We start from the raw sequence: 24,242 nt of genomic DNA, 5'->3' as shown, positions 1-24,242 counted from the left end.
CTCTCAATCTCTGCTGATTAGGTTCTCGGGTTGTTCATTTTTCCCGCTAACCGGATTTTAACCAGCATTTTGGCTACGGACGGGCAATCAGTTGTGCCAGGATCCGTCGAAGCAAGGCGCTAACGCGTGTCATCGTGCGGTAAATGCCGATGGAGCCGTCGGCGCCAAAGGCCAAGCGACACCAGTCGCGCGCCGAAACCAGTTCGTCGCCGCGGTTCAATTGCTGACCTGTCGGAAGACGGTCCATCCATATGCCCCTCTAATTCATAGAGATACAAGTTCAGGATACGACCGTATTTTTTACGCAAGTACAGTGTCGCATGGTTTCCCCCGAGTCAATCTCGGCTCGTCCCAGTTGCGGGTGAGGCTGCCGCTTCGACGCTGGTAGGTATTAGACTGGGCGGCTGGCTGAGGCAGCGAGACTTTGGCAAAGTAGGTTTGCCAAACGAGGCGAGCGCACCCTCCAAAATTGCGGCGGTATCGCGATTGCGCGCGTCACCGCTAACCCGCCTGTGCTTCGGAGGGGTTGCTTCTATCCCGCTAGGACATGAAAGCGCCGGAGCGCTGTCGGCGGCGTCGCCAACGACTGATTATGAGGCATAGCTCGAAGATGGCCTCGTCTCGCGAGAAGTTTCCGGGGCTCCCCGCGGAGGACAAAGCCGCCACCAAAGGTCCGATCCCGACATACAGCCCATGTCACACGAACTGCATGATTGCCCAACCGCCACAAACGGGCGCATAAGGAGCGGATGCCGGCTTGTGCAGGGGGAGCCGTTTCGATGATCCGACCCGATCGCGCCCTTCGCCCCATAGGGCGCTGCGTGCGCCATGGCTGATGCGGCAGAACCCGCCCCCTATGTGCTGAAGCCGCACGAGCAGCCGCTCATCCCGGGCTCGCCCGCGACGCCTGACCATCCGCTCCGCCGCCGCCAGGCCTATTTTGCGATCGGGGTCTTCCTCGGGCTCGTCAGCGGGTTCCAGAACGGGCTGCTGCTTGCGAACCTCACCGTGCTGCAGGGGCATATGGGCCTGACTCCAGTCGAATCGGGCTGGATCACCGCCGCCTACAGCGTGACCAACGTCTGCATGAGCATCTTGCTGTTCAAGGCGCGCCAGCATTTCGGCATCCAGCGCTTCGTGCGCGCGACGATGATCGCGCTGCTGCTCGCCAATTTCGTGCAATTGTTCGACGTCAGCTATCGCGTCGAGCTGGTGTCGCGAGGCCTCTCGGGGATCGCCGCCAGCGGCCTCGTGACGCTCGCGATCTTCTATATGTTCCAGAGCCTGCCCGGCCCAAAGCGGATGCTCGCGCTGCTCCTCGGCATCGGCATGGTGCAAACCGGGCTGCCGCTGGCGCGCGCGATCTCGCCTTTACTGGTCTATGACGGCAATATCGAAAGCCTCTTCGCCTTCCAGTTCGGGCTGTCGCTCGTCGCGGTCGGGCTGGTCAATGTGCTGCCGCTGCCGCAAGGGATTAAGGTCCGCGCCTTCAATCGCTTCGATCTCGTCAGCTTCCCGCTGCTCGCGGCGGGCGCCGGGCTGCTCTGCATATTCCTGGTGCAAGGGCGCATCGTCTGGTGGCCGACGCCGTGGCTCGGCGGTGTGCTGGCGCTGTCGGTGGTGCTGATCGGCGCCTCCTTCCTGATCGAGCACAACCGGCTGCACCCGATGCTCGAGACGCGATGGATGGCGAGCGGCGATCTCCTCAAGCTGGCGCTCAGCGGCGCGCTGGTGCGCATCGTGCTGTCCGAACAGAATTTCGGCGCGACCGGGCTGCTGACGACCTTGGGGCTGGTGAACGACCAGCTCGTCACTTTCTACGCGGTGACCGCCGCCGCCGCGTGCCTCGGCGTCGTGCTGCCGCTGGTCAAGCTCAACCCGCTGGACCTGCGCATGCCGACGATGATCGCGCTCGGCATCATCGCCGTCGCGGCCTTTGCCGACACGCATTCCGGGTTGATGACGCGCCCGGCCAATCTTTACCTCAGTCAGGCGGCAATCGCCTTTGCTGCGGTCTATTTCATCGGGCCGATGCTGATGGAGGGGTTCCTGCGCGCGCTGACCCGGGGCCCGTCCTATGTCGTCAGCTTTCTCGCGCTGTTCAACCTTTCGCAGACCATCGGCGGGCTCGCCGGCACCGCGGCGCTGTCGGCCTTTTTCACGATCCGCACCAAGGATCATCTGATGACGCTGGGGCTCAGCCTGCCGACCGACGATCCGGCCTTCGGACAATTGCTCGCCAGCCTCGCGGCCGGACGCGCGAGCACGGTCACCGACCCCGCGCTGCGCGGCGCGCTGGCGGGCAGCGACGTGGTGCGCGAGGCCGCGCGGGAGGCGGCGGTGCTCGCCTATAACGACGTATTCTTCGTGCTCGGTGTCTTGTCGACGATCGGTTTGCTGATCATCCTCGCGCGCTGGCTCAACGATCGCCGCCGCGGCTACAGCCCGCTCGCGGCGGACCTCGGCAATCTCCAGAAAATGTTGGCGGAGCGACAATGACCGACAGCGAAAACGAACAATCCCCTCCCGCGAAGAAACCCGCGTCGCCCCAGCCCGCGCCGCCGCCGGCGGAGCCGCCCGCGCCGCCCGCCGCCGAAAGCGGCTGGCGCCCCGACCGCTCGCGGCGGCAGATCGCCTTCTTCGCCGCGATCATCCTGATCGGCGCGCTCGCGATCCTCTATGCCTGGGGCCTGCCGCCGTTCAGCCCGCGCAGCCAGACCACCGAAAATGCCTATGTCCGCGGCCAGACGACGATCATCTCGCCGCAGGTCGGCGGCTATGTGACCGAGGTGCTGGTGCAGGATTTCGACACGGTGAAGGCCGGGCAAGTGCTCGTGCGGATCGACGACAGCGTCTATCGCCAGCGCGTCGCACAGGGCGAAGCGAGTATCGCCGCCCAGACCGCCAGCCTCGACAACAGCGCGCAGAGCCAGCGTTCGGCCGAGGCGCAATTGCGCGCGCAGGACGCCGCGGTCGGCAATGCGCGGGCGCAGCTCCAGCGCGCGCAAGCCGACATGCGGCGCGTGAGCGAGCTCGTCGATGCGGGGTCGGTGTCGCTGCGCGAGCGCGACCAGACGCTCGCCGCGCTCCGGCAGGCCGAGGCGGGGGTCCGGCAGGCCGAGGCGCAGCGCCAGATCGCGCTCGAACAAATCCGCTCGGTGACCGTCGGGCGCGGCGGGCTGCAGGCGGGGGTCGAAAATGCCAAGGCGACGCGCGGGCTCGCCGACATCGACCTCGACCGCACGATTATCCGCGCGCCGCGCCCGGGCAAGCTCAGCGAGGTGACGGTGCGCGTCGGCCAGCTCGTCAATCCGGGCACCCAGCTCATGTATCTGGTGCCCGAGAAGCATTGGGTCGTCGCCAATTTCAAGGAAGCGCAGACCGCCGACATCCGCACCGGCCAGCGCGCGACGCTGAAGATCGACGCGCTCGGCGGCGCGAAGATCAAGGGCGTGGTCGAGAATATCGCCCCCGCCGCCGGCAGCGAGTTCAGCGTGATCAAGCCCGACACCGGATCGGGCAATTTCGTGAAGGTGCCGCAGCGCATTGCGGTGCGCATCCGTATCGAACCGGGGCAGGACCTCGCCAAGCGCCTTGGCCCCGGCATGTCGGTGGTCGCCACCGTGCACACCGGGGACGATTGATGCGCCGCGCGCTCCTGCTGCTGCCGCTGCTGCTCGCGGGCTGCGCGCCGGCGATCACCGCGCGCCCCGAGGCGAGCCTGGTGACGCCGCCCGCCGACTGGCGCACGGCGGTGCCTGCGAGTGGTCCGATCGAGGCGGCGTGGTGGGGCCGCTTTGGCGATGCGCAGCTCTCGGCACTGGTCGGGCGCGCGCGGGCGCATAATGTCGACCTCGCCATCGCCGCCGCGCGCGTCGCCGAAGCGCGCGCGCAGGAGCGCGTCGCGCGCTCTTTGCTGCTCCCGACGCTATCGGCGAACATCCCCGCGTCCGAATCGCGCAGCGTCAACGCCTTCGGCCAGCCGAGCGAAAGCACGGCGGCGCAGCCGAGCTTCCAGGCCGCCTATGAGATCGACCTCTTCGGCCGCAACGCCGCGCAGGTCGATGCCGCGCGCGCCAATGCCGCGGCGGTCGCGGCGGCGCGCGAGGCGGCGACGCTGTCGGTCAGTTCGGCGACCGCAAGCAGCTACGTCGTCCTCCTCGCGCTCGACGAGCGGCGCGAATTGCTGCGCCAGACGCTCGCGACGCGCGGCGAGGCGCTACGCATCGCGCGCGACCGGGCCGAGGCGGGCTACACCTCGCGGCTCGAACTCAGCCAGGCCGAGGCCGAATATCGCGCGACCGAGCAACAGATCCCCGCGATCGAGGCGGCGATCGCGCGGCAGGAACATGCGCTGTCGCTGCTCGTCGGCGACACGCCGCAGGCGATCGCGCGGGGCGCCGGCTTCGACGCGCTTGCCACCCCGGCCGTGCCCGGCGTGCTGCCCTCCGACCTCGTCCGCCGCCGCCCCGATATCGCGCAGGCCGAATATGCGCTCGCCGCGACCGACGCGAACCTGCGCGGTGCGCGCGCGCAATTTCTGCCGCAGGTCCGGCTGTCGGCGTCGGCGGGTGCCGCGATCTCGTCCCTGCTGGGCGATCCGATCGCCATCTGGTCGGTCGGCGGCAGCATCCTCGCCCCGATCTTTTCGGGCGGGCGGCTGCAGGGCCAGTTCGGTGCCGCGACCGCGCAGCGCGACCAGGCTGCCTTCGCCTACCGCCGCACCGTGCTCACCGCCTTTCGCGAGGTTGAGGACCAACTCGCGGTGATCGACCGTCTCGGCGTGCAGGAGGCCGCGCTACTCGCCCAGCGCGCCGCGGTTGCCGAGACGTTGCGCCACGCGACCAACCGCTACCGCGCCGGCTATTCGCCCTATCTCGAACAGATCGACGCGCAGCGCGCGCTGCTTGCGGTCGATCTGGCGCTGATCCAGCTGCGCACCGATCGTCTCACGGCCTATGTCGCGCTTTACCAGGCGCTAGGCGGCGGCGCGCCAACCTAGCCAGGTATAAAATTGCTTGTGCGAGCGGTGATTGGTTGATTCAAAGGGGCAGGAGGACGCTGCCCTAGTGATTTGTAGTTGCTGAGCGGGGCGCAGATGGGCCCGCTGGCCATGGGCCGCACCAGACGATTTGCAACCGGTGCATCCGCTGGAGTCGACCAGGAGCGTTCGACCGCATTTCTTCCGACCTCGCGAAGGATGGGGACGACGGGCTTCCAAGTCGCATCGCCCTTTTGGCCGACCTTGAAGCGATCGACGCAGACGATGCGCTGTTGATTTGCCGGAACGGGATTTGGGATTGTCGGAATGAAAATGGTGGACGCACTAGGGCTCGAACCTAGAATTGGCTACTTTGCGCCTGATGTCGGCCGCTAAAGGTGCGATTGAGGCCGCCCTAAAGCGGTCATTCGCTTGATCGATTGGGCGCGCCTGAGTGGGGGACTCAGCATCGGCGAGTAGGCCGACAGGTTGCCGCTCGCTCGCTATTTTGAAGAATCGCGTCCGGCCTCGGCGCGGATCTGATCTCCGATTTCGGCCAGGCGCGGATCGTCGCGATCGCCTTCGGCGAGCGCCGCCAGCGCCTCGATACGTGCACTGTCCCTGCCCAACAGCGCAAATGTTGGCGCGATCCGGAAAGCTCTGGCGACCAGATCCGTACCAAAGCGCTCCCTCGCGCGGTCGCGCAGGTCGCGCAATATCGAAAGGTCGCGCTCAAAACGCTTGGAATTCAGACAGCGGCTGAAGCGCAAACCCAGCATCTCACCGACGAGGTTAGGCACGGGGCCCCTTGCGGCGAAAGTCTCCGCAAGTTTGTCGGAGATGGCGAGTAGACCATCTTCATGCTGGGCGTTTCGGTCGCCGGCGAAATAGATGAGAACACGTGCGTCTGGGCCTGAAGCAATCGCCTCAACCGCGAGCCGTTCGATACCAAACTCGACTAGTTGGCGCGGTGCGAGTTCGTAGAAGAGCCCCTCAATAACGTCGCAGATGTCTGCATCGAAACCACGCTCCGCGATCTCCTCGCGGATCAGTCGGACTCGAAGCGCGACGAGATCGTCACTGGCCGGCTCCCGCGAACGAAGAGGACTTTCTGCAAGGTCTAGTATTGGTGAGCCCTTCCGCGGGTGGATCTTGTCCTTGCAACGCGCCACGAGGGCGACCACCTCGTCAGGTCTATATGGTAGGAAATACCGGAAATTGTGACTATCGGCTTCGCCTTTTTCGGTCTGAGCCACAAGCAGCTTCCATGCTTGGTCCCGCAGTTCGGGCACGGTCGCCGACCAAGTCAGCAAATCGCTCTGAAATTCATAATTGTCGAATGCCTCGAAGCGTTCCAGTGCTAGCGCGAGTGCCCGTTCGAAATAGGGCTGCGGGGGCTTTGCTGGGATTTCTCGCCCGGCCCAGGCGAGGGCGCGCAAGGCGGCGCGAAAGCGGTCCCGGTCGAAGGGTTCAGTCGCAGCGAGCAGAACCGGTAGGCGTCCGAGGCGGCCAGCCACGAACTGCGCACGCCTTTGACCTCGATCGCGGGCTCGCTCGGGCTGATCAGCGGCGGCGCGGCGGGCGAAATCCCGCCGAAGGCCGCGCGGCTGGTCGAAATTGCACACAGCAACGCCGCACGCCTCGTGCGGCTGATCAACGACATTCTCGATATCGAGAAGATCGAAGCCGGGCGGATGCAGTTCGATCTCCGCCCGCTGGCATTGGCGCCACTACTGGAAGCGGCCCAGCATCAGACCGCGGGGTTCGCTGGCGAATATGGCGTGAAGGTCGATATCGAGCCGGTTGGCGCGGGGTTTGCCGTGCTTGCCGACGAGGATCGGTTGATGCAGGTCATCACCAATCTCTTGTCCAACGCGATCAAATTTTCGCGACGCGGAGAGGTGGTGACTATCCGCGTGACGCCGCTCGATCGGCGTTACCGGATCAGCGTCATCGACCGCGGCGAGGGCATTCCCGAAGCGTTCCGCAGCCGCATCTTCGGCAAATTCGCGCAGGCCGATGCATCGGATTCGCGGCAAAAGGGCGGCACCGGGCTCGGGCTCAGCATCGTTCGCGAAATCGTCGTCCGGCTGGGCGGCTCGGTCGATTTCGAGAGCGTCGAAGGCGCGGGCAGCATCTTTCACGTGGATTTGCCGGCCGCAGAATTGCCCGGCATTAGTCCGACGCCGAGCGAAGTCGAGACGCAAATGCCCCGGGATCCGACGTTGCCGATCGTGCTCCATGTCGATGATGATCCGGATATGCTCGCGGTCGTTTCGAGCGCATTCGACGGCAAGGCGACGATCCATTCCACGCCCAGCGTCGCCGAGGCGCGCGCGGCGATTCGGCGGACGCGTTATGATGCTGCGATCCTCGACGTGGGCATGCTCGATGGATGCGGAACCGACCTTGTCGCGCCGCTGCGCAAACGCGCGCCGAGCTTGCCGGTCGTCCTGTTCACCGCGCAGGAGGTCGATGGCGCGCCGAAAGATGGTATCGACCTCGTTCTCGTCAAATCGCGCGCCAGCCTCGACACGCTGGTGCGCGAAGTGACCGACCGGATTGGCTCGGATCGGGTGAATGGCGGAGGCGGCAAATGAGCAATAGGATCCTCTATATCGACGACGAGGACGATATTCGCGAGGTCGCCGAGATGGCGCTCGAACTGGATCCGTCCTTCGTCGTGCGGACGTGCGGGTCGGGTCGCGAAGGGCTGATGGCGGCGCGCGAATGGCAACCCGACCTTATCATGCTCGACGTGATGATGCCCGAACTCGACGGGCCGGGCGTGCTCGAACTGCTCCGGCAGGACGCTGCAACCGCGGCGATCCCGGTGGTGTTCATTACCGCGCGGACCCAGGCGCACGAGGTCGCGCGGCTGCACGAGCTTGGCGCACGCGGCGTGCTCGCCAAGCCCTTCGATGCGATGACGCTCGCCCAGCAGGTTCGGGGCTTTCTCGATGGCTGAAATCGACGCCCGCTTCGCCGCAATCGCCGAACGCTTTGCCGCGCAGGCGGGTGAAACAGCGGGGGAGATTGCGGCCGCGCTCGACGGAGACGACTGGGCTGAACTGGCGCGGCTGGGTCACAGTTTGGCCGGCCGCGCCGGGATGTTCGGCTACAGCGCGATCGGCGATGCCGCGCGGCGGGTCGAGGAAGCAGTCGACGCTGGGCTTTCGAGTGACCTGATTGCTAGTTTAACACAGGACTTGCTTGGTCAAATGGCGGCACTAGATCGCACCGGATCGGTCCTTATGATTAACGGCGCGGGTGGACCAGGGCCTGCTGCAGATGATAATATATAAATTCAACAGCATCTTGGCGGATTTGGAATGACGAAAGTGCTCGTTGCGGACGATGATCCGCTCACCATGGCCGGAATCACGGCGCTGCTCGACAAGTCGAATTTCAATGTGGTGGCGACGGTGAATACGGGCGCGGCAGTGCTCGATACGCTCGCCACCGCGCGCCCCGACCTTTTGATCCTCGACAACGGCATGCCCGAACGAAGCGGCCTCGACGTATTGCGCACGCTGCGCAGTCGTGGCGATACGCGGCCCGTCGTGCTGCTCACCGGCGGCCTCAACGACGAACTGGCGCGCGAGGCGATCCAGCTGTCGGTCAATGGCATCGTCATCAAGGCGACCGCGCCGCGCGATTTGCTCACCTGCCTCGAAAGCGTGGTGCAGGGGCGGCGCTGGCTCGACCAGGATGTGATGCAGCGCGTTATGGAAAAGGCGATGTCGCCAGATGCGCCGCGTGATCCTTTCGAGGTGCTGAGTGGGCGCGAGCGCGCGGTCGCCTCGCTCGCGAAGCGCGGGCTGCGCAACAAGGAAATCGCCGACGAGCTGGGGCTGACCGAGGGAACCGTAAAGGTCCATCTTCACAAGGTTTTTGATAAGCTTAGCATCCGCGGCCGGACCGAATTGATCCTGCTCGCGCAAGACCGCGGACTTTGAATTTATACCGAAAGTTATAGAGGTTTTTCGCCGTTAGAGAGCGCCTTTGTCGCCTCCCGGTGAATATCGGACGCGCGAGAGTTAGCGCATCTGTCGATCAAGTTGGCGGCATCGGGCCGTCACCGACGACAGGCGATACATGGGCTTTCTTCGCGGTCTCTTCTTGCTGGCCTTGGCGGTGATCAGTGTGATCGCCAGCCAGCATGCCCACGCGCAGGTCACAGCCTATGCCGTTGGGCAGGGCGCCGTGAACAGCGTCGAGGTCGGGGTCGAAGTGCGCGCGTCGGTGCTCGGCCGCTGTGGCTTTGCAACCAGCGGCGCGCCCACGGGCACCATCGACCAGCCCGATTTCGACCAGAGCGGCTTTACCAGGGATTTCGCGATCCAGCTCAATTGCACTGGTGCGTCGCGGATCGCAGTATCGTCCGCGAATGGCGGGATGATGAATGCGGCAACAGGCGGCACGGGGTATCAGATCAAGGCGCCTTACAATGTGGCGCTTTATGTCGCTGCCGACAATGGCACCAATGCATCGGCCACCTGCGCCGCTGCGACGCTCGCCGCGGGGGGCAGCTGCACCTTTGCCGGCACGGCAGGGACAGCGACCGGGCTCCGCCTTGGCGGCGCGTCGACCAAGGCGAACGGATCGTATCTGCGCGTCAGCGCGCCCGCTTATGCGGGAACCGATACGCTTGCCGCGGGCCGCTATACCGATACGCTCTCGATCACCGTCAGTGTCAGTCCTTAACTCCATGTTGAACAAATCAAATCCGCGCTTATTAACTATCGGGTCCTATTTCGGGGTCCGACATGATGGCACCTACGATATTGATTTCGAACCGGATGGCCCGCGCGGCGATCGTCCTCGCCGGGATCGGCTGTACGACGCCGGCGATGGCGGACGAGGTGAATTCGGTCGCCATTTACGGCGACGTGGCGTCGCGCTGCTGGGTTGCCCACCCGATGAACATCGTCGCGCCGAACGCGGCGGCGAAGCTGGCGCCCGCGCGCGCGATCTGCAATCAGGCGCGCCCGGTCCTGGCGTCGGAAGTGCGGATGATCGATTCGAACGGCCTGTTGATGAAACGCGTGCCCGCCGCCGCCGGACGCCCGGCCTCAATCTCCACTCGCACCGCGTTAGAGATCGTCGTAACCCCTCAGCTATGAGGGTTTGGACGACCGGTTTATCAATGCTGGCCTGGGCGTGCGCGTTTGCACTCGCGCAGCCCGCTGCCGCCCAATCCCAAATATCCTCGGTTTGCGGAGTGACCGGCGCAGCAACCGCACCGGCCAGCATCACCTATGACCCCTTTTCGCCCGGCGGCCTGTCCGAAGCGACGGTGCCGCTGATCCTGCGGCGCAACCGGGGGCTGCTGCTCGGCCGCACGCGCGAGGTGAGTCTCGTGCTCGTCACGCCGTCGGGGTCGCCCGCGCTCGACGTCACCTATAATGGCTATCGCGTCATCTATCCCGAGGGTTCGACCGCAGGCCGCCCGCGCTCGCTCAATTCGAAAGACAATGGCGCGGGTGCAGCGGGCGAGATCCGTTATGATTTCGGCAGCCTGCTTGCCGCGGACACCTCGACGCCGCTCAACCTCCGCGTGACCGTTCCGCCAGGGACCGACCTGTCGGCGGGCGAGCCGATCATCCTCGACCTTCTCTATATCTGCTCGGGCGAGAATGGCATGGCGAGCGTGTCGGTCCCGACGCGCGACACCGGCGCGATTCGGATCAACGTCAATACGGTGAGCGCGCTGCAAGCCTATTATGCCGGTTCGCCGCTTGATTTCGGCGAGATCGGCGACGCGACGACCGCGGCGGTGCTCGCGGCGCCTGATCGCTATACAACTCCGGCGTCGAATTCGCTCCGCGTGCGCAGTTCGGGACCGTTCGAGGTCAGGATGCGCTCGCAGAACGACTTCAAGCTGACCTATCCGGGCGGCAGCCTGTCCAACGCGGCGCAGACGATCCGGTACAGCGCGCGCTTCCTGGGGCAGGAGATCAGCTTGAACAGCGGTTTCGGCACCCGAACCTGCGCCCGCGCGGGCATGGACGGCAGCGCCGGGGTGCTGCCGCTGCGCGCGACGCTGAAGGAAGGTGGCTCGGCGAAGACGCCGGCGACCAACTATAGCGACATCATCAGCATCACCTTTACGCCGATCGTCACCGCGAGTTCGGCGACCAGCTGCGCGGGGCTCTGACGCGCCCTTCTATATCGTCAGGTATAGGAAATGATTCCCGAAGTTAGCTTCGTTTTTGCCGGACGCTAAATATTGCCGGCGGTCGATCCGGCCTATCTCCAACTCGTCAGGGCGATGAGCCCTCCCGGATTTTCGATTGGAGATATGAAATGAAAAAGCTTGTTCTCTCGGCCCTCATCATCGGTTCGACCTTCGCCGCTGCTCCCGCTTTCGCCCAGTCCGCCGCCGGTTCGGTCGACGTGACCGGCACCGTTGCCGCTCGCTGCTCGGCGGTCACCGCGATCGCCGGCAGCATCACGCTCGGCGAACTCGCCAAGGCCGACGGCACCGTCGACGCGAGCTTCGCCGGCAACACCGGCGGCCTCAGCCGCAACTTCACGGTGAAGTGCAATGGCTCGAACCCCAAGATTTCGGTCGAAGCCAAGCCGCTGGTGAACGCCGCTGCGACCAACTCGCCGAACGGCTACACCAACACCGTCCACTACACTGCGACGCTGGTCGCGACGGGCGCCAAGGGCGGCACGACGCCGGTTGCCGACCAGTCGCTGAGCACCGGTGCGACCACCGCGCAGGTCGGCGACCGCCTCGCGGCAACCGCGAACAACATCACGCTGACCGTGGGCAGCGGCCTGACCTCTGATTCGACGGCGATCCTCGACGCCGGCACCTATGCCGGCAAGGTCGAAATCACAATCGCACCGACCGCCTGACACCTGGGGGGGTGTTCCCGGCAGGCCTAGTCCACAGGCCTGCCGGGGTTAGCCTTTGAAGGATATGGTCATGTGCAATCCCAAAGCTCTCGCGGCCGAACTTCGCCTTCGCGCGCTCGACGCCGAGCCGCAGGAACGGGCCGACCTGCTGTTTCTCGCGGCGGAATATGAACGAATGGCCGACATGCCCGCATTCGGTGGTCGGCCGGACTGGCTGGGGGTTCCCCTGCCCAAATGAAGGCGGCCGGCGAGATTGCCGGTCGCCTTCATGGATAACATCATGATTACCAGATTTCTTTCTTGGCGGATCACTGCCTTCGGTCCATCGTCGCGTTCGCGGGTGGGGCAACGGGCGAGGAGTAGTTCATTGCAGTTGCTCAGAAGTTTTGGCGGTGCGGTCGTCGCCGTGACGATCGCTGCCGCCGTGTCGGTGGCCGCCTATGCGATGGTCGTCCAGCCGGTGGTGATCGACCTTACGACCTCGGGTCGTGCAATGAGCCAGGTGATCACGGTCGAAAACACGTTCGACAAGCCGCTGCCGGTCGAAATGCGTATCGAGGGTCTCGACCTGACGCCCGACGGTGTCAATGCGACGGGCAAGGACCCGGGCGAGCTGTCGGTCTTTCCCCCGCAGGCGCTCATCCAGCCCGGCCAGCGCCAGAGCTTTCGCGTGCAATATGTCGGCGACCCCACGCTCGCGCGCAGCAAGCATTATTTCGTGACCGCGGCGCAGCTGCCGGTGCAGACCAACGACACGCAATCGAACGTCCAGCTGCTCTATAATTTCCAGGTTCTCGTCAGCGTATCGCCCGACGGCACCAAGCCGACGCTGTCGATCGCCTCGGCCGAAATCGGCAAGGATGCCGAGGGTAATCCGGCGCCAGTGATATCGGTCGCCAACGCCTCGGCGGCACACGGCTATCTGTCCCGCGGCCGCGTTCGGGTCGTCCAGTTCGCCCCCGACGGCAAGGAAGTCTTCCGCAAGGAAATTTCGGGTCCCGAGCTGCAGCAGACGCTCGGCTATGGCCTGATCGGTGGCGGCCAGACGCGCCGGATGATCTTGCCCATCCGCCTTCCGCAGCCCGGCGGGCGGATTGAGGCGCAGTTCACGCCCGACAGTTGAAGGCTCCGTCGGTTCGCATGAACCCTCTTTTCATCGCAGGATTTTTGCTCGCCACCTCGGCGATCCCGGCCGCCGGCCATGCGCAGGCCCCGGCGGACGCCGGTACGCGCGTCGTGATCGACCCCGGCGCCGACGGCGCGGCGGTCAACCCGACCGGACGTGTGGTGGTGCTGACCGCACCTTTGCTAGACGGGCAGGCCTATCTTGGCGACACGACGCTGACGCTCGAACCGAGCGGGCAGGCAAGTTTTTCGGCCGAGCGCCTGCTCGCGCTGCTTACGCCGCGGCTGGCACCGCCGCTGATCGAACGTTTGCGTGCGCGCCTCGACCAGCGCGGTACGATCGGGCGCGCCGATCTCGAGGGGGTCGGGGTCGGCATCCGCTACGATCCGCTCACACTGCAACTGGTCATGGATATCGCCCCCGCGAGCCGCGCCACCCGTTCGGTCACGCTTGGCGACGATGCGGCGCGCGGCGTGGTCAATTATATCGCCCCGGCCAACTTCAGCGCCTATCTCAACATCCGCGGATCGACGGACTGGGTGCAGCAGGGCAGCGACGAGGGGCTCGCGGCGCCGATCACCTTTCTCGACGGCGCGGTGCGCGTGGGCGGCGTGGTGCTCGAAAGCGAAGCGAATTGGCAAGCGGGGGCACGCGGGGCCGATTTCCTGCGCCGCGGCACGCGCTTCATCTACGACGACCGGAATAATCTCGTCCGCTGGGCAGGCGGCAATCTGCAGACGCTCGCGCGCGGCTTTCAGGCGGCGCCCGAGATCAGCGGCCTCTCGATCTCGCGCTTCTATTCTTTGCTCGACCCGCAGCGGATCATCCGCCCGCGCGGCAACCGCAGCTTCCGGATCGAGCGGCGTTCGGTCGTCGAGGTGCGCGTCAACGGCCAGCTGGTGCGGCGGCTCGAACTCGATCCCGGCACCTTCGACCTCAAGGATTTTCCTTTCACGCAGGGTTCGAACGACGTCCGATTGACGATCACCGACGATGCGGGGCGCACCGAATCGTTCAATTTCGATATTTTCCTCGATCAGGCGCAGCTCGCAGAGGGGCTCAGCGAGTTCGGCCTATACGCGGGCGTGCTCGCGCCGCTGGGGCGGCGCGGCCCCGTTTACAGCGACAATCTGGCGTTCAGCGGCTTTTATCGCCGCGGCCTCAGCGACCAGCTGACCGTCGGCGCCAATGCGCAGGCCGACCCCAATGGATGGATGGGCGGGGTCGAGACGGTGATCGCAACGCCGATCGGCTCTTTCGGAGGCTTCGCCTCAGCCTCGCATGTCGACGGAGTGGGGAAGGGTTGGGCGTCGATCCTGACCTTTCAGCGCACCATCACGCGCCGCAGCGGCGGCGCCGACGCGCTGTCGCTGTCGTTCGAGACGCGCAGCCGTAACTTCGCGCCGATCGGCGTTGGCCTGCCGTCGAATCCGTACCATTATGTCGCGGGAGCAAGTTACAATGGGGCGATCAACGATGCGCTCTATGCCGGGCTCGACGCGCGCTATTCGCGCGGGCGCGATGACGAGCCCAATGTCGCGAGCCTGCGCGCGACGGGCGGCTGGCGCATCTCGCCGCGGCTGAACCTGACCGGCGACGTCAGTTACGAACGCGCCGGCCGGCGGGACCGCGTCGGCGTCTTCCTCTCGCTCGTCTTCCGCCTCGATCGCGCGTCGAGCCTGCGGTCGGACTATGACAGCCGCAACGACCGCAAGCGCCTGACCTATCAGACCTATCATGGCTCGGGCACGGGGGCGTATAATTTCAGCGCCGATGTCGAGCATAGCGACCTCGGCGTCGCGACGACCGCGAACGGCATCTATTACAGCAACCGCGCCGAACTCGGCTTCAGTCACTTCGGCACCTTCGACCGCGACCTCGGCGGATCGACGGGGCAGCGCAGTTCCTTGCGCTTCGGCACCTCACTCGCGGTCGCCGACGGCAGTTTCTCGATCGGCCGCCCCATCCAGGACAGCTTCGCGATCGTCGGCGCACACCCCTCGCTCAAGGGCACCGACCTCTTCATCGACGCCAACGGCCGCTTCTCGGCCGCGAACAGCGGCAAGATGGGCACCGCGCTGCAGCCGAGCCTCAGCAGCTACAGCGAGCGCAACCTGCTCGTGACGGCGCCCGATGCCCCGATCGGCACCGACCTCGGCGAAGGGTCGTTCCGGCTGCTCCCCGCCTATCGCAGCGGATATAAGCTAACGATGGGATCGGATTATATGGTGAGTGTCGTCGGACGCCTGCTCGGCAGCAATGGCGAGCCGATCACGCTGGTCGCTGGAACCGCGGTGGAAGAAGCGCATCCCGAGCGCGAGCCGGTGCCGCTGTTCACCAATGCGGCGGGCCGGTTCGGGGCGACCGGGTTGGCGCCTGGCCGTTGGCGTATCACTTTGAGCGATGACGATCGGACCCGGTTCGATCTCGTCATCCCCGACGGCGCCAATCGCACGATAGCGGCGGGCGATCTTGTTCCTACTATGCCGTAACAGTGTCTGCTTTCTTGGGACCGCTCCTGAAAGCGGCCTGACCGCAATCGGCCACAATGAGACATTGTATTTGCATAGTGTGTGACGTGCAGCAATCAGCTGGTCGAACGGCGCAACGTCGATGAAAAAGCGTTGGATTTAAGATATTATTTGATCAGCGGATCAATCCACTTGCCGATGATGCTGACTTTTATGTCACAAATTCACTTACGCATGGCCTCATAGGCAACGGGAGGCCTGCCAATTAGGTCTTTGAAAGAAAATGGTGGACGCACTAGGGCTCGAACCTAGGACCCGCTGATTAAGAGTTTGGTCAGGTGCCGATTTCGGGGTTGTCCAAGAGCGTCCATTTCAGTTCGCATGGGTCTGCATGTGTGTGACCTATAGCCTTGCAAAATCTCGCATAAATATCAAAGCGTCCTGCTCAAAATCGCGCGATCGAGAGCGCCCGTGTCTGCCGTTGTGCTCCCGCAAGGTGGAGCCTATACGGAGCCTATAGGAAATTTGGCTCCGGACAGACGATGGCATATTCGCTCAACAGGCAGGCAATCGAGAGTCTCGTGGCGCGCGCGAGAACCGTCAAGGGCAAGCAGCTCGAACTGGCCGATGAGCGCGAAGCGGGCTTGCGCATCCGGGCCGGAGAACGCTCGGCGACCTGGCTGCTCTGCGCGCGCCTGCGGAACGGGAAGCGCACCCGGATCAAGCTCGGCTCGTGGCCCGCGATGGGGCTTTCCGATGCGCGCGAGGCGGCGAGGCTCAAGCGCAACGAAGTGATCGCGGGCGTCGATCCCAACGAACTTAAGCGCGAAGAAGCCCGTGCGGCGGTGAGGGCTGCCAAGGCGCAACGCAAGCTGTGCGACGTTCTCGACGACTACGAGCGGATCAAGCTGTCGCAATTGCGGGCGGGGGCGGATGCCCGGCGCGCGCTCGATGGCAAGCGGGGCTTGCTCAAGGCTTTCGCGAACAAGGATATCGCCACGATCACGCGCGGCGATGTGGTCGACGCGGTGCGCAAATATGCCGAGCGGGCGCCGATTGGGGCGAACAGGTCACTCGCCTATGTCAAAGCCTTCATGAACTGGTGCGTCGATCAGGAAATCATCGAGAGCAATCCTGCGGCGACGGTCAAGAAGCCGAGCAAGGAGCGCACGCGCGACCGCTTCCACACGCTCGACGAGCTGATGGAAATCTGGTCGGCTATGGGCGAGCTGGGCTATCCGTTCGGGCCGCTGTTCCGCCTTCTAATCGTCGTGCCGATGCGCCGCGAAGAAGTCGCGGCGATCCCCTTGTCCGAACTCGAACTGGAGCCGGGCGGCAACGCCGATGAGGCGGTCTGGACGCTGCCGGCGAGCCGGACCAAGCGCGCCAATGCCCTGCGCGTGCCGCTCGCGCCGCTCGCCTGTGCGCTTCTCAAGGAAGCGATTGCCGCGCCCGAGCGCCCCAAGGACAGCCCGTTCGTATTCAGCATGACAGGCGACACGTCTGTTTCGGGCTATGCCAAGGCCAAACGGCGGCTCGACAGGATCATTCAGGAAAGGCGGGAAAAGGCAGCGCAAGCGGAGGGCGGCGAGGCCGTGTCGATGGAGCACTGGACCATCCACGATTTGCGCACGACGTTCAGCACGCTCGCGTGCGAGAAGCTCGGGGCCGATATCGCGGTGGTCGATCGTATCCTCAACCATGTGGCGACCGCGACAACCTCGAAGATCATGCGCACCTACAACAAGTCCGAGCTGTTCGAGCAGCGCAGGCAGGTGATGCGCGATTGGGCGAGCCTGCTGGAACGTGAAGCGAAGAAGCGGCAGGAACGGTGATGGTGAAGGCGCACGGCCGCGTGGCGAGGCTCCGGATTGACTTGTTGGCAGATTTGACTACATATGGCTAAGCCACGTTCAACATTGCGTTCGGTCTCGTGGATCAAAGCGGCGCGGAAGGATTTCGAGGCGTTCCCGCAAGGGGCGATGGACAAGGGGCTCGATGCCCTGACCATCGTCGCCGATGGCGGGACGCCGGATATCGCCAAGCCGCTCACCGGATTGGGCGCGGGTGTCTGGGAACTGGCGATCAAGGAGCGCGGCGATGCCTATCGCGTCGTTTATGTTCTGCAACTGGGTGACGATATCTGGGTGGTCCATGCCTTCCAGAAGAAGTCGACCAAGGGAATTGCGACGCCGCGCCACGAAATCGACCTCGTGCGCGAGCGGATCAAGCGGTTGAAGGAGATGCTGGGATGACCGAGCGGGACGACGATTTCGAGCTGGTGCATGGCTCGGGCAATCTCTTTGCCGATTTCGGCGCGCCCGACGCGAGCCTGCGTCAGCTCCGCGCGATCCTCGCCGCCGAGATCATCAAGGCGCTTGATGCCGAGCGGCTGACGGTGCGTGATGCCGAGGCGCGCACCGGCATTGCGGCGGCGGATTTTTCGCGCATCCGCCAGGTCAAGCTCGACCGGTTCACCATCGACCGGCTGCTGCGCATCCTCGACCGGCTCAATCAGGACGTGCGGGTAAAGATTTCGGTCGCGCCGCGCGCGCGCACCAACAAAGGGACGGCTTCGTCGCTGGCCGCCTGACGCGAGGCGGCTATGCCGCGTCGCGGAGCTGCACGATCCGCTGAAACTCGGCGAGCAGCTCGGGATGATGGCGGGCGAGGTGGTGCACGACGCGCACGTTCTCGGTCAGGCGGGCGAGATAGCCGGTGGCCAGCACCAGATCGAGGTGATCGGTGCCATAGCTCTGCTCGATCATGCGGAACTCGCGGTCGATGTTGGTCGCTTCGCGCTCCATGTGCTCGACCTGCTCGTCGCTGAGGCCGCGCACGATCCGGCGCTTGTCGCGGACCAGCAAGTGCTGCGGCGTGGCCGCGACCAGCGATTTGGCGTAGGACCATGAGAATTTGTTCATGGCGATCATGGTCTCGGCGACCTCGATCTGCCGCATCGGCCGCAGCTTCTTCAATTCGCGGAAGGTATTGAGCGGCACCATCCGGTCCTGGAGCAGCTTGGCCACCTCGTCGCAGATGCCGTCGAGCAGGCGGCGCCTGTTGCGGATGCTGCCGATATTGACGTTGAGCGCCCGTGCGAGGCGCTCTTCCGAAACCCCCTTCTCGAGCGCCTTCAGGATCATCTTGTGCTCCTGAACGATGGCCATGCGGCTGATGCGCTTATTGTAGGTGATCGCCTCGTCGTCGGTCGCGACGAGGCAGACAACGTCCTTGTCGCCGCGTTCTTTCATGACATCGATGCGGATATGGCCGTCGAGCAGCCGGTAGCGTTCCTCCTTGCCGGGAATGCGGACGACGACGGGCGGCTCGATGATGCCGACCTCGCGGATCGAGGCGGCGATCTGGCCGTATTTGACCGACTTGCGCGTCATCTCCGAGATGGCGCGGAGCGGTTCGATCTCGCCGAGCGGAATGCGCAGGCTGGTCCGCTCGAAGGCCAGCTTGATCGGGCGTTGGCGTTTGCGGGTCATTGCGCGGCGATCCTGACGTTCTGAATCCGCTCGGCGAGCCGGGTCGGAATGGTCGCCAGACCTTCGTCTTCGAGCAGCGCGACGAAGGTTTCGTCGGCGGAGAGCTGGCTCAGCGCCTCGACGATGAAGATCAGCCGGTTGCGGGTCGCCTCGGTCTTGCGGATCATCATCCGCTTGCGCTCGGTGTCCTCCTGAAAGGCCTTGACCAGCCCTTCAGGCGTCGTGGCCGCGTCCTTGTCGATGAGCCGTTTGAGCTTAGCGGCTTTGCCCGAGCGCTTGCGAACCTCGACGAGGCGGCGCGCGGCAATGAGCGCGCGGCCGCGCAAGAGATTGTCCTCGTAGGCTTTGTGAAGCGCGGCCTGCACGCCCTGGTCGTCGGTCTCGCAGATTTCGAGGGCAACGGAGATGGGCAGATACCCGGCTTCGACGGCGGTCACTAACCGCCGTTCGCCGCGTTCAAGCAAGCGGCCGACGGACCAGACATAGTTGGCGGAAAGGCCGGTCATCGCGGCGATCTCGCTGTCGGAATGGCCGCGCTCGCGCATGCCGAGGATGTCTTGCAGCAGGTCCACGGCCTGATGCTGGCGGCGGGCGCAATTCTCGACGAGACTGGCGACGAAGCAGTCTTCCTGATCGGCGGTGACGATGAGCGCGGGCACCTCGCTCTGGCCGAGCTGGCGGAAGGCTTCGAGGCGGCCCTGACCGCAGACAAGATCGTAGAGCGGCCCGTCCTCGCCCTGGCGGCTCGTCACGGTGATCGGGCGCTTGAGGCCGATTTCGGCGATGTTCTCGACGATTCCCTTGAACACCTTCTTGTTGCGCACGCGCGGATTGACGACGGTGATCCGGTCGATCGGGATCATCTCGACGAGCTGGGCGGGGAGCGCCATGGCTCAGGCCGCCCGCCGGAACGGCGCGCGCTCGGCGAGCGCGAAGAAGCCGGCGAGCGTGTCGTAGCGGAACGCATCGAGCGAGAGGCCATTGTGGTCGGCGAGCCGCCGCACGCCTTCGGCCAGGGTCATGCGCGGCAGGATATAGAAGTCGTGCGCGGCCCGGTTGTCCTCGTCCATGCGAACGCAGATGGTGAGATCGGGCCGCAGGCTCTCGTCGAGCCGCACTTTCCAGCGCCGGCTGCCGCCGCGCGTGAGCTTGCACCGGGCGATGACGATGGAGGCGGTGATCTCCTCGTTGACGAGCAGCGTGTCGTCTTGGAGATTCTGAATGGCGGTGCCGCCCGCCGCACGCACGCCGTCGATCACGTCGCTGACGATGGCGGGGTGCATCCGGCGCAAGGCGCGGTTGATCTCGATGTAGCGGTAGTCGTGTTCGGGGACGAAGCCGACCAGCGAATAGGCGCGCAGCAGGCTGCCGAAGCGGGATTGGTAGGTACTGCTCGACGGGCCATCCTCGAACTCGTCGATGATGAGGCCCGACAGGTAGCCGTTCTGTTTGAGGATACCGGCCAATAGCGCGAGCAGCTCGTCGTCTGTCAGGCGCCGGGAGCGCTCGTCGATGATCTGCCGGGCCTGGTCGAACAGCGCCTGCGAGACGATGGCGGGAAAGGCCTGGTCGTGCCTGATCCATTGCGACGGGTCGTTGCGGACGTGGCGGGTCTTGAGCTTGAAGGAGGTGCGGCCCCAGACGTTGTGGCCGGCATATTTGTCGTTGATCAGAATCTGGTGGACCGCGCCGCGTGTCCATGGCCGCCCAAGGTCCGAGGCGATGCCCTGGGCGTTGAGCCAGTCGGCGATCTGCCGCTCGGTATGCCGTTCGTCGACGAACCGGCGATAAATTTCGCGGACGGTGGCGACTTCTTCCTCCGGCCCTTGCACCAGCACGACGCGGTCGGTGGCGATGCTCTTGTGCTCGCCGCGCCGCAGCACGCCTTTGTGCTGGCCGTGCTCGTCGGCGAGCATCCGGCGCAGGCCGAAGCCGGGCGCGCCGCCCTGGCGGTAGCCGAGGCCGATAAGGCGGCACTGGCCCTTGAACACCTTGACCGACAGCTCGCGGCTGTATTCGCCGGCCATCGCGCGCTTGACGGTCTTGATGATCGACGAGCCGATGGTGCCGTCGTTCTCGAACTGCTCGGCGCAATAGTGGACGGCGATGCCGGCGCGCTTGCAGCGCAGCTCGTAGTGCGCGGCTTCGTCGGGGTCCTGAAACCGGCCCCAGCGGCTCACATCATAGACGAGAATCGCCTCGAAGTCGGCGGTGCCGCCATCGATGTCGGCGAACAGGCGCTGCAAGGCTGAGCGCCCGCCGATGCTGAGGCCGCTTTTGCCTTCGTCGGCATAGGTGCGCACGATCTCGAAGCCGCGCCGCTCAGCATAGGCACGGATTTCCGCGGCCTGATTGTCGGTCGAGTATTTCTGATGCTCGGTGGACATGCGGACATATTCGGCGGCGCGCTTGGGCGGCCGGTCTTCCGGCTGATCGTCATTGGTTGTGTTCCACTCAATGACCATTGCTCGCGCCCTGGTATAGTCCGGATACTACCTCGCAGACTGCTCTTGCCTCTCTACCAGCAAAGGAGAGGCAGGATGTTTCCAAAGAAGGGCAGTTCATTTCCGGTCGGGCGCGATGCGCTGACCGACCGGGAATTCGCGCAAGTGATCGCCTCGGCCTTGAAGGTCGAGTTCGGATCGGCGCGCAACGGCGCGAAGATGATCATGAAGTGGACGGGCGTCAGCGCGCGCACCGCGAAGAATTGGCTGAGCGGCACCAACGCGCCGAGCGGGGTCCATCTGATCCTGCTGGCGCGGGAATCCAATGCGGTGCTCAAGGCGATGATGCTGATGGCCGAGCGGCCGGAGCTGTCGCTCGGCGCGAGCCTGCTCTCGCTAAGGCGCGTGCTGGCCGAGACCATGGCCGCGCTCGACCAGATGATCTGATTGCATGAATTCCTGAAACCCGGGCCGCGACCGGAGGGAGCGGCCCGACGCCGGGGAGGGAGGGCGGGTCAAGGAAGGCGGCCGCCCCTGACGGGGCGGCCTCGATCATCGGCGGCTCATGCCGCCTCCTTCACCGCCTCGCCGTTCGCCAGTTGGTGCAGGTAGGCTACCGCGCGCTCGGCGTGAGCGGCGGCTTGTACGATGGCGCGGGTGTCGTCCTGCAGCACCTTGATCCAGCTGGCGATGTAGCTGGCATGGTCGGGGCGCGGCTCGATGCAAAGCCCAAGATCGGCGGCGAGGAACGCCGCGCCCAGCTCGGCAACCAGTTCCTCGCGGGCATAGCCTTCGTCGCCCCATTTCTCGCGGCCGAAGCTGCGGTTCAATCGGCTCTCGTGGCGAGTCCAATGGACGGTCTCATGGCCCCTCGTGGTGTAATATCCATGGGCGTCGTGGAACGCCGCGAAGGGCGGAAGCTGGATGCGGTCGGCCGACGGCGTGTAATAGGCCTTGTCGCCGCCGTGGTTCACGGTCGCGGGGATGCTGGCAAAGAACGCCTCGGCGGCAGCGATGCGTTCCACCTCCGGCGCGGGTTCGGGCACGATATGGAACCGCTCGGGCAAGCCGTCGATCTGCGCGACGTTAAACACGGTGTAGGTTTTCAGGAACCGGAACGCCTGTTCCCGGTCCTCGCCGCTGGTCTCGTCGCGCACGGTCTTGCTGCTGTCGCCGTAGTAAACCACGGCTGCGCCGCGCTCGCCCTTGCGCACCTGCGCGCCCAAGGCCTGCGCTTGGCGGTAGGTCATCCATGACGGGCTGACAAAGCCGGACGCCTGGGCCTCGATCCACAAGAGCAGGACATTGATCCCGCGATAGGGCTGGCCGGTGGCGCGCAAAGGACGGGTCTGCCCCGCTGCCATGTCGCCGCCGCTCCACGGTTTCGCCCAAGGGCGGGTGCCCTGCGCAAGCTCGGCCAGAATACGGTCGGTGATGCGGGTCTGGGGGTCTTGCTTGGTCATCGTCCTTACTCCCTTCCAATCCGCGCAGCGGGTCGTGCCGCGCATGACCCCTGCCGACCCGGCGAGGGGCGGAGAGAGAGGGAGCAAGGTCCGGTGCCGGGGGTGGTGCGGGCGCAACAAAGTGAGCCACGGCCCCAAAGCGGCACCTTGCAGGGAGAGAGAGGCAGAGCCTCTTTCTTCCTCGAAACAGGAAAAGGCCACGCTGCTGGCGGCGCTCAATGCAGGGCGCGCGAAGCCGCCCTATGCCGCGTCAGGGATGGCAACCCGCATGGGCGGAAACCGCGTCGCGGGTTCCGTCGCGCCAGCGATACAGCCCGGCCCGAAGGGGACGCCGGGCAAGTATATATCAAAGCAAAGGAATCGGATCTTGTGATACGCTGGACGAGCCGATGCCAAGTCAGTCGGGCGATGGCCCCTCCTCAAGCACCTCATAGTTGTTCACGTCGATGTAAACGATCGCGCGGCCCTCGCTGAAATCGTATTCGGGAGGCCATTCGTCCGAGACCGGGAACGAGATGAGAGAGCCGCCGTGCAATCCCTTCTTGTAGCCTTCCGTGCGGATCGTGACCTTCGATCCTACGGGCGGAACGCAATCGGCGTCGGTAGAAAAAAGAACCGATCCACTAAGCGCAAAACGCAATTCCATCCTATTGCTCCATTGCTTCAAAACACGTCGTCAGTGATGGTCTTCTCGCCGCCACCCGCATCATCATCCCAGGCGAGCTTCACCGTGGCTCGCCGAGGCGACTGCATATGGACGCGGACCGGAAGGTTGATAGCCTGATGGGGTTCCAGGGATGGGTACGGGAACTTTTCCGCGGTCCCGGCGACGCGGAACAGGTCCTCGCCGTCCAGAATCTCGAAGCGGATATTTCGCGCGCTACCCTTGCCTCGATTGTATATCCGGAATTGGTAAGAGGACTTGCCAGTATTAACGAAATTGGCCGACAGTTCGCCTTTCTTCGCCGCGACCGTCTCGCCCGTTTCTTTCTGGATGAGTAGTTGGTTCAGATGGCGCGCAAGATCATCGCTCTTCCGTTGGCGCCAGAGCGCGAAGGCTGAAAGTCCGAACGCCGCGACCGCCATGACATCGCTAACGGTCACTTCCATTTCTTGAATATCTTCGCGAAGTCGGCCTTAACGTCCTTCATCACCTCGGCTTTCAACGCATCCACCTCTGCCTCGATGCGAGCGCCGTTAGCTTCTCGCAACTCGTCCTTCGTCATCACGCGATCACACCTGACGCATCGTACGTCCGGCTTAAGGTCTTCGTGTTCGAAGCTCTCACCGCCACAAGTGGGACACTGGAGGCTCATCGAACGATCATAGCTATCCTTCATCCGACCATCCTCAAATCGAAAACGGAACAATAGCGGAACGCACCCTGTCTGGA

At 64.7% G+C, this 24,242-nt stretch carries 27 protein-coding genes; 18 read left to right on the top strand and 9 right to left on the bottom strand.

Annotated elements, in window-relative coordinates; genetic code table 11:
* Positions 1-73: 73 nt before the first annotated feature.
* Positions 74-247, bottom strand: a complete 174-nt coding sequence (locus ATE67_RS21490) for a hypothetical protein (protein WP_156417090.1) — start codon at positions 245-247, stop codon at positions 74-76.
* Positions 248-828: 581 nt separating this feature from the next.
* Between ATE67_RS21490 and ATE67_RS16980 the strand changes: the two genes are divergently transcribed.
* From ATE67_RS16980 to ATE67_RS16970, 3 genes are read left to right on the top strand one after another with little or no spacing between them, the layout of a single operon-like run.
* On the top strand, positions 829-2,499 hold the full coding sequence (locus ATE67_RS16980; RefSeq protein WP_058817847.1) for an MFS transporter: 1,671 nt from the start codon (positions 829-831) through the stop codon (positions 2,497-2,499).
* Positions 2,496-3,644, top strand: coding sequence for an HlyD family secretion protein (locus ATE67_RS16975; RefSeq protein WP_058817846.1), 1,149 nt, complete (start codon positions 2,496-2,498; stop codon positions 3,642-3,644). The genes ATE67_RS16980 and ATE67_RS16975 overlap by 4 nt, the downstream gene beginning before the upstream one ends.
* On the top strand, positions 3,644-5,002 hold the full coding sequence (locus tag ATE67_RS16970) for an efflux transporter outer membrane subunit (RefSeq protein ID WP_058817845.1): 1,359 nt from the start codon (positions 3,644-3,646) through the stop codon (positions 5,000-5,002). Before ATE67_RS16975 ends, ATE67_RS16970 begins: the two co-directional genes overlap by 1 nt.
* A gap of 482 nt (positions 5,003-5,484) precedes the next feature.
* Here ATE67_RS16970 and ATE67_RS16965 read toward each other — a convergent pair whose 3' ends face one another.
* A complete protein-coding gene (locus tag ATE67_RS16965; RefSeq protein WP_058817844.1) occupies positions 5,485-6,498 on the bottom strand; it encodes a hypothetical protein in 1,014 nt (337 codons plus the stop codon).
* Positions 6,499-6,513: 15 nt separating this feature from the next.
* Between ATE67_RS16965 and ATE67_RS16960 the strand changes: the two genes are divergently transcribed.
* The 14 genes from ATE67_RS16960 (at position 6,514) to ATE67_RS16895 (ending at position 18,041) form a co-directional block, all read left to right on the top strand.
* A complete protein-coding gene (locus ATE67_RS16960) occupies positions 6,514-7,581 on the top strand; it encodes a hybrid sensor histidine kinase/response regulator (protein ID WP_058817843.1) in 1,068 nt (355 codons plus the stop codon).
* Positions 7,578-7,949, top strand: coding sequence for a response regulator (locus ATE67_RS16955; protein ID WP_058817842.1), 372 nt, complete (start codon positions 7,578-7,580; stop codon positions 7,947-7,949). The genes ATE67_RS16960 and ATE67_RS16955 overlap by 4 nt, the downstream gene beginning before the upstream one ends.
* Positions 7,942-8,286: an Hpt domain-containing protein gene (locus ATE67_RS16950; RefSeq protein ID WP_058817841.1), complete on the top strand. Its 345-nt coding sequence runs from the start codon at positions 7,942-7,944 to the stop codon at positions 8,284-8,286. Before ATE67_RS16955 ends, ATE67_RS16950 begins: the two co-directional genes overlap by 8 nt.
* Positions 8,287-8,313: 27 nt before the next feature.
* Positions 8,314-8,940: a response regulator transcription factor gene (locus ATE67_RS16945; protein WP_058817840.1), complete on the top strand. Its 627-nt coding sequence runs from the start codon at positions 8,314-8,316 to the stop codon at positions 8,938-8,940.
* Positions 8,941-9,112: 172 nt separating this feature from the next.
* Positions 9,113-9,688, top strand: a complete 576-nt coding sequence (locus tag ATE67_RS16940; protein WP_156417089.1) for a hypothetical protein — start codon at positions 9,113-9,115, stop codon at positions 9,686-9,688.
* Positions 9,689-9,750: 62 nt separating this feature from the next.
* Positions 9,751-10,107: a hypothetical protein gene (locus ATE67_RS16935; RefSeq protein WP_156417088.1), complete on the top strand. Its 357-nt coding sequence runs from the start codon at positions 9,751-9,753 to the stop codon at positions 10,105-10,107.
* Between the two features lie 98 nt (positions 10,108-10,205).
* A complete protein-coding gene (locus tag ATE67_RS16930) occupies positions 10,206-11,141 on the top strand; it encodes a hypothetical protein (RefSeq protein WP_058817837.1) in 936 nt (311 codons plus the stop codon).
* A 149-nt stretch (positions 11,142-11,290) separates the two neighbouring features.
* Positions 11,291-11,851 carry a hypothetical protein gene (locus ATE67_RS16925; RefSeq protein ID WP_058817836.1) on the top strand — a complete coding sequence of 187 codons (561 nt, stop codon included), beginning with the start codon at positions 11,291-11,293 and terminating at the stop codon, positions 11,849-11,851.
* 70 nt (positions 11,852-11,921) lie between these two features.
* Positions 11,922-12,089 carry a hypothetical protein gene (locus ATE67_RS21485; RefSeq protein WP_156377318.1) on the top strand — a complete coding sequence of 56 codons (168 nt, stop codon included), beginning with the start codon at positions 11,922-11,924 and terminating at the stop codon, positions 12,087-12,089.
* 129 nt (positions 12,090-12,218) lie between these two features.
* Positions 12,219-12,974 carry a fimbria/pilus periplasmic chaperone gene (locus ATE67_RS16920; RefSeq protein WP_231728209.1) on the top strand — a complete coding sequence of 252 codons (756 nt, stop codon included), beginning with the start codon at positions 12,219-12,221 and terminating at the stop codon, positions 12,972-12,974.
* A gap of 17 nt (positions 12,975-12,991) precedes the next feature.
* Positions 12,992-15,469, top strand: coding sequence for a hypothetical protein (locus ATE67_RS16915; protein ID WP_058817835.1), 2,478 nt, complete (start codon positions 12,992-12,994; stop codon positions 15,467-15,469).
* 521 nt (positions 15,470-15,990) lie between these two features.
* Positions 15,991-17,283 (top strand): tyrosine-type recombinase/integrase, encoded by a 1,293-nt coding sequence (locus ATE67_RS16905; RefSeq protein WP_082660462.1) that lies wholly within the window; start codon positions 15,991-15,993, stop codon positions 17,281-17,283.
* A gap of 63 nt (positions 17,284-17,346) precedes the next feature.
* The gene (locus ATE67_RS16900; protein ID WP_058817834.1) at positions 17,347-17,703 is read left to right on the top strand and encodes a type II toxin-antitoxin system RelE/ParE family toxin; all 357 of its coding nucleotides are present in this window, start codon (positions 17,347-17,349) and stop codon (positions 17,701-17,703) included.
* Complete coding sequence (locus ATE67_RS16895; RefSeq protein WP_058817833.1) at positions 17,700-18,041, top strand: helix-turn-helix domain-containing protein; 342 nt, start codon at positions 17,700-17,702, stop codon at positions 18,039-18,041. Before ATE67_RS16900 ends, ATE67_RS16895 begins: the two co-directional genes overlap by 4 nt.
* 10 nt (positions 18,042-18,051) lie before the next feature.
* Here the strand turns inward: ATE67_RS16895 and ATE67_RS16890 are convergent, their stop codons facing one another.
* The 3 genes from ATE67_RS16890 to ATE67_RS16880 are packed head-to-tail and all read right to left on the bottom strand — an operon-like array spanning position 18,052 to position 21,407.
* Complete coding sequence (locus ATE67_RS16890; RefSeq protein ID WP_058817832.1) at positions 18,052-18,942, bottom strand: plasmid partitioning protein RepB C-terminal domain-containing protein; 891 nt, start codon at positions 18,940-18,942, stop codon at positions 18,052-18,054.
* The gene (locus ATE67_RS16885) at positions 18,939-19,832 is read right to left on the bottom strand and encodes a plasmid partitioning protein RepB C-terminal domain-containing protein (protein WP_058817831.1); all 894 of its coding nucleotides are present in this window, start codon (positions 19,830-19,832) and stop codon (positions 18,939-18,941) included. The genes ATE67_RS16890 and ATE67_RS16885 overlap by 4 nt, the downstream gene beginning before the upstream one ends.
* Positions 19,833-19,835: 3 nt before the next feature.
* The gene (locus ATE67_RS16880) at positions 19,836-21,407 is read right to left on the bottom strand and encodes a recombinase family protein (RefSeq protein ID WP_058817830.1); all 1,572 of its coding nucleotides are present in this window, start codon (positions 21,405-21,407) and stop codon (positions 19,836-19,838) included.
* A gap of 75 nt (positions 21,408-21,482) precedes the next feature.
* Between ATE67_RS16880 and ATE67_RS16875 the strand changes: the two genes are divergently transcribed.
* Positions 21,483-21,833 (top strand): hypothetical protein, encoded by a 351-nt coding sequence (locus tag ATE67_RS16875; protein WP_058817829.1) that lies wholly within the window; start codon positions 21,483-21,485, stop codon positions 21,831-21,833.
* 116 nt (positions 21,834-21,949) lie between these two features.
* Here ATE67_RS16875 and ATE67_RS16870 read toward each other — a convergent pair whose 3' ends face one another.
* The 4 genes from ATE67_RS16870 to ATE67_RS22110 all read right to left on the bottom strand — a co-directional run bounded on the left by ATE67_RS16870 (position 21,950) and on the right by ATE67_RS22110 (position 24,165).
* Positions 21,950-22,849 (bottom strand): ArdC family protein, encoded by a 900-nt coding sequence (locus tag ATE67_RS16870; protein WP_058817828.1) that lies wholly within the window; start codon positions 22,847-22,849, stop codon positions 21,950-21,952.
* Positions 22,850-23,246: 397 nt separating this feature from the next.
* Positions 23,247-23,495 (bottom strand): hypothetical protein, encoded by a 249-nt coding sequence (locus ATE67_RS16865; RefSeq protein WP_058817827.1) that lies wholly within the window; start codon positions 23,493-23,495, stop codon positions 23,247-23,249.
* Positions 23,496-23,512: 17 nt separating this feature from the next.
* The gene (locus ATE67_RS16860; protein WP_058817826.1) at positions 23,513-23,959 is read right to left on the bottom strand and encodes a hypothetical protein; all 447 of its coding nucleotides are present in this window, start codon (positions 23,957-23,959) and stop codon (positions 23,513-23,515) included.
* Positions 23,950-24,165, bottom strand: coding sequence for an ECs_2282 family putative zinc-binding protein (locus ATE67_RS22110; RefSeq protein WP_443028771.1), 216 nt, complete (start codon positions 24,163-24,165; stop codon positions 23,950-23,952). The genes ATE67_RS16860 and ATE67_RS22110 overlap by 10 nt, the downstream gene beginning before the upstream one ends.
* Positions 24,166-24,242 lie beyond the last annotated feature (77 nt).

Origin of the sequence: Sphingopyxis sp. H050, assembly GCF_001468265.1 — a bacterium.
Lineage (GTDB): Bacteria > Pseudomonadota > Alphaproteobacteria > Sphingomonadales > Sphingomonadaceae > Sphingopyxis.
The sequence above is the reverse complement of the archived record's forward strand: the minus strand, read 5'-3'. Positions and strand labels throughout refer to the sequence as shown.

Bases quoted from the DNA above. Each gene is read 5' to 3' on its own strand.
- ATE67_RS16975 (WP_058817846.1), top strand. From the start codon at position 2,496: ATGACCGACAGCGAAAACGAACAATCCCCTCCCGCGAAGAAACCCGCG.
- ATE67_RS16935 (WP_156417088.1), top strand. From the start codon at position 9,751: ATGATGGCACCTACGATATTGATTTCGAACCGGATGGCCCGCGCGGCG.
- ATE67_RS16880 (WP_058817830.1), bottom strand. From the start codon at position 21,407: ATGGTCATTGAGTGGAACACAACCAATGACGATCAGCCGGAAGACCGG.
- ATE67_RS16950 (WP_058817841.1), top strand. From the start codon at position 7,942: ATGGCTGAAATCGACGCCCGCTTCGCCGCAATCGCCGAACGCTTTGCC.
- ATE67_RS16895 (WP_058817833.1), top strand. From the start codon at position 17,700: ATGACCGAGCGGGACGACGATTTCGAGCTGGTGCATGGCTCGGGCAAT.
- ATE67_RS22110 (WP_443028771.1), bottom strand. From the start codon at position 24,165: ATGAGCCTCCAGTGTCCCACTTGTGGCGGTGAGAGCTTCGAACACGAA.
- ATE67_RS16905 (WP_082660462.1), top strand. From the start codon at position 15,991: ATGGCATATTCGCTCAACAGGCAGGCAATCGAGAGTCTCGTGGCGCGC.
- ATE67_RS21490 (WP_156417090.1), bottom strand. From the start codon at position 247: ATGGACCGTCTTCCGACAGGTCAGCAATTGAACCGCGGCGACGAACTG.
- ATE67_RS16945 (WP_058817840.1), top strand. From the start codon at position 8,314: ATGACGAAAGTGCTCGTTGCGGACGATGATCCGCTCACCATGGCCGGA.
- ATE67_RS16980 (WP_058817847.1), top strand. From the start codon at position 829: ATGGCTGATGCGGCAGAACCCGCCCCCTATGTGCTGAAGCCGCACGAG.
- ATE67_RS16885 (WP_058817831.1), bottom strand. From the start codon at position 19,832: ATGGCGCTCCCCGCCCAGCTCGTCGAGATGATCCCGATCGACCGGATC.
- ATE67_RS16915 (WP_058817835.1), top strand. From the start codon at position 12,992: ATGAACCCTCTTTTCATCGCAGGATTTTTGCTCGCCACCTCGGCGATC.
- ATE67_RS16870 (WP_058817828.1), bottom strand. From the start codon at position 22,849: ATGACCAAGCAAGACCCCCAGACCCGCATCACCGACCGTATTCTGGCC.
- ATE67_RS16970 (WP_058817845.1), top strand. From the start codon at position 3,644: ATGCGCCGCGCGCTCCTGCTGCTGCCGCTGCTGCTCGCGGGCTGCGCG.
- ATE67_RS16900 (WP_058817834.1), top strand. From the start codon at position 17,347: ATGGCTAAGCCACGTTCAACATTGCGTTCGGTCTCGTGGATCAAAGCG.
- ATE67_RS16890 (WP_058817832.1), bottom strand. From the start codon at position 18,942: ATGACCCGCAAACGCCAACGCCCGATCAAGCTGGCCTTCGAGCGGACC.
- ATE67_RS16875 (WP_058817829.1), top strand. From the start codon at position 21,483: ATGTTTCCAAAGAAGGGCAGTTCATTTCCGGTCGGGCGCGATGCGCTG.
- ATE67_RS16865 (WP_058817827.1), bottom strand. From the start codon at position 23,495: ATGGAATTGCGTTTTGCGCTTAGTGGATCGGTTCTTTTTTCTACCGAC.
- ATE67_RS21485 (WP_156377318.1), top strand. From the start codon at position 11,922: ATGTGCAATCCCAAAGCTCTCGCGGCCGAACTTCGCCTTCGCGCGCTC.
- ATE67_RS16925 (WP_058817836.1), top strand. From the start codon at position 11,291: ATGAAAAAGCTTGTTCTCTCGGCCCTCATCATCGGTTCGACCTTCGCC.
- ATE67_RS16955 (WP_058817842.1), top strand. From the start codon at position 7,578: ATGAGCAATAGGATCCTCTATATCGACGACGAGGACGATATTCGCGAG.
- ATE67_RS16860 (WP_058817826.1), bottom strand. From the start codon at position 23,959: ATGGAAGTGACCGTTAGCGATGTCATGGCGGTCGCGGCGTTCGGACTT.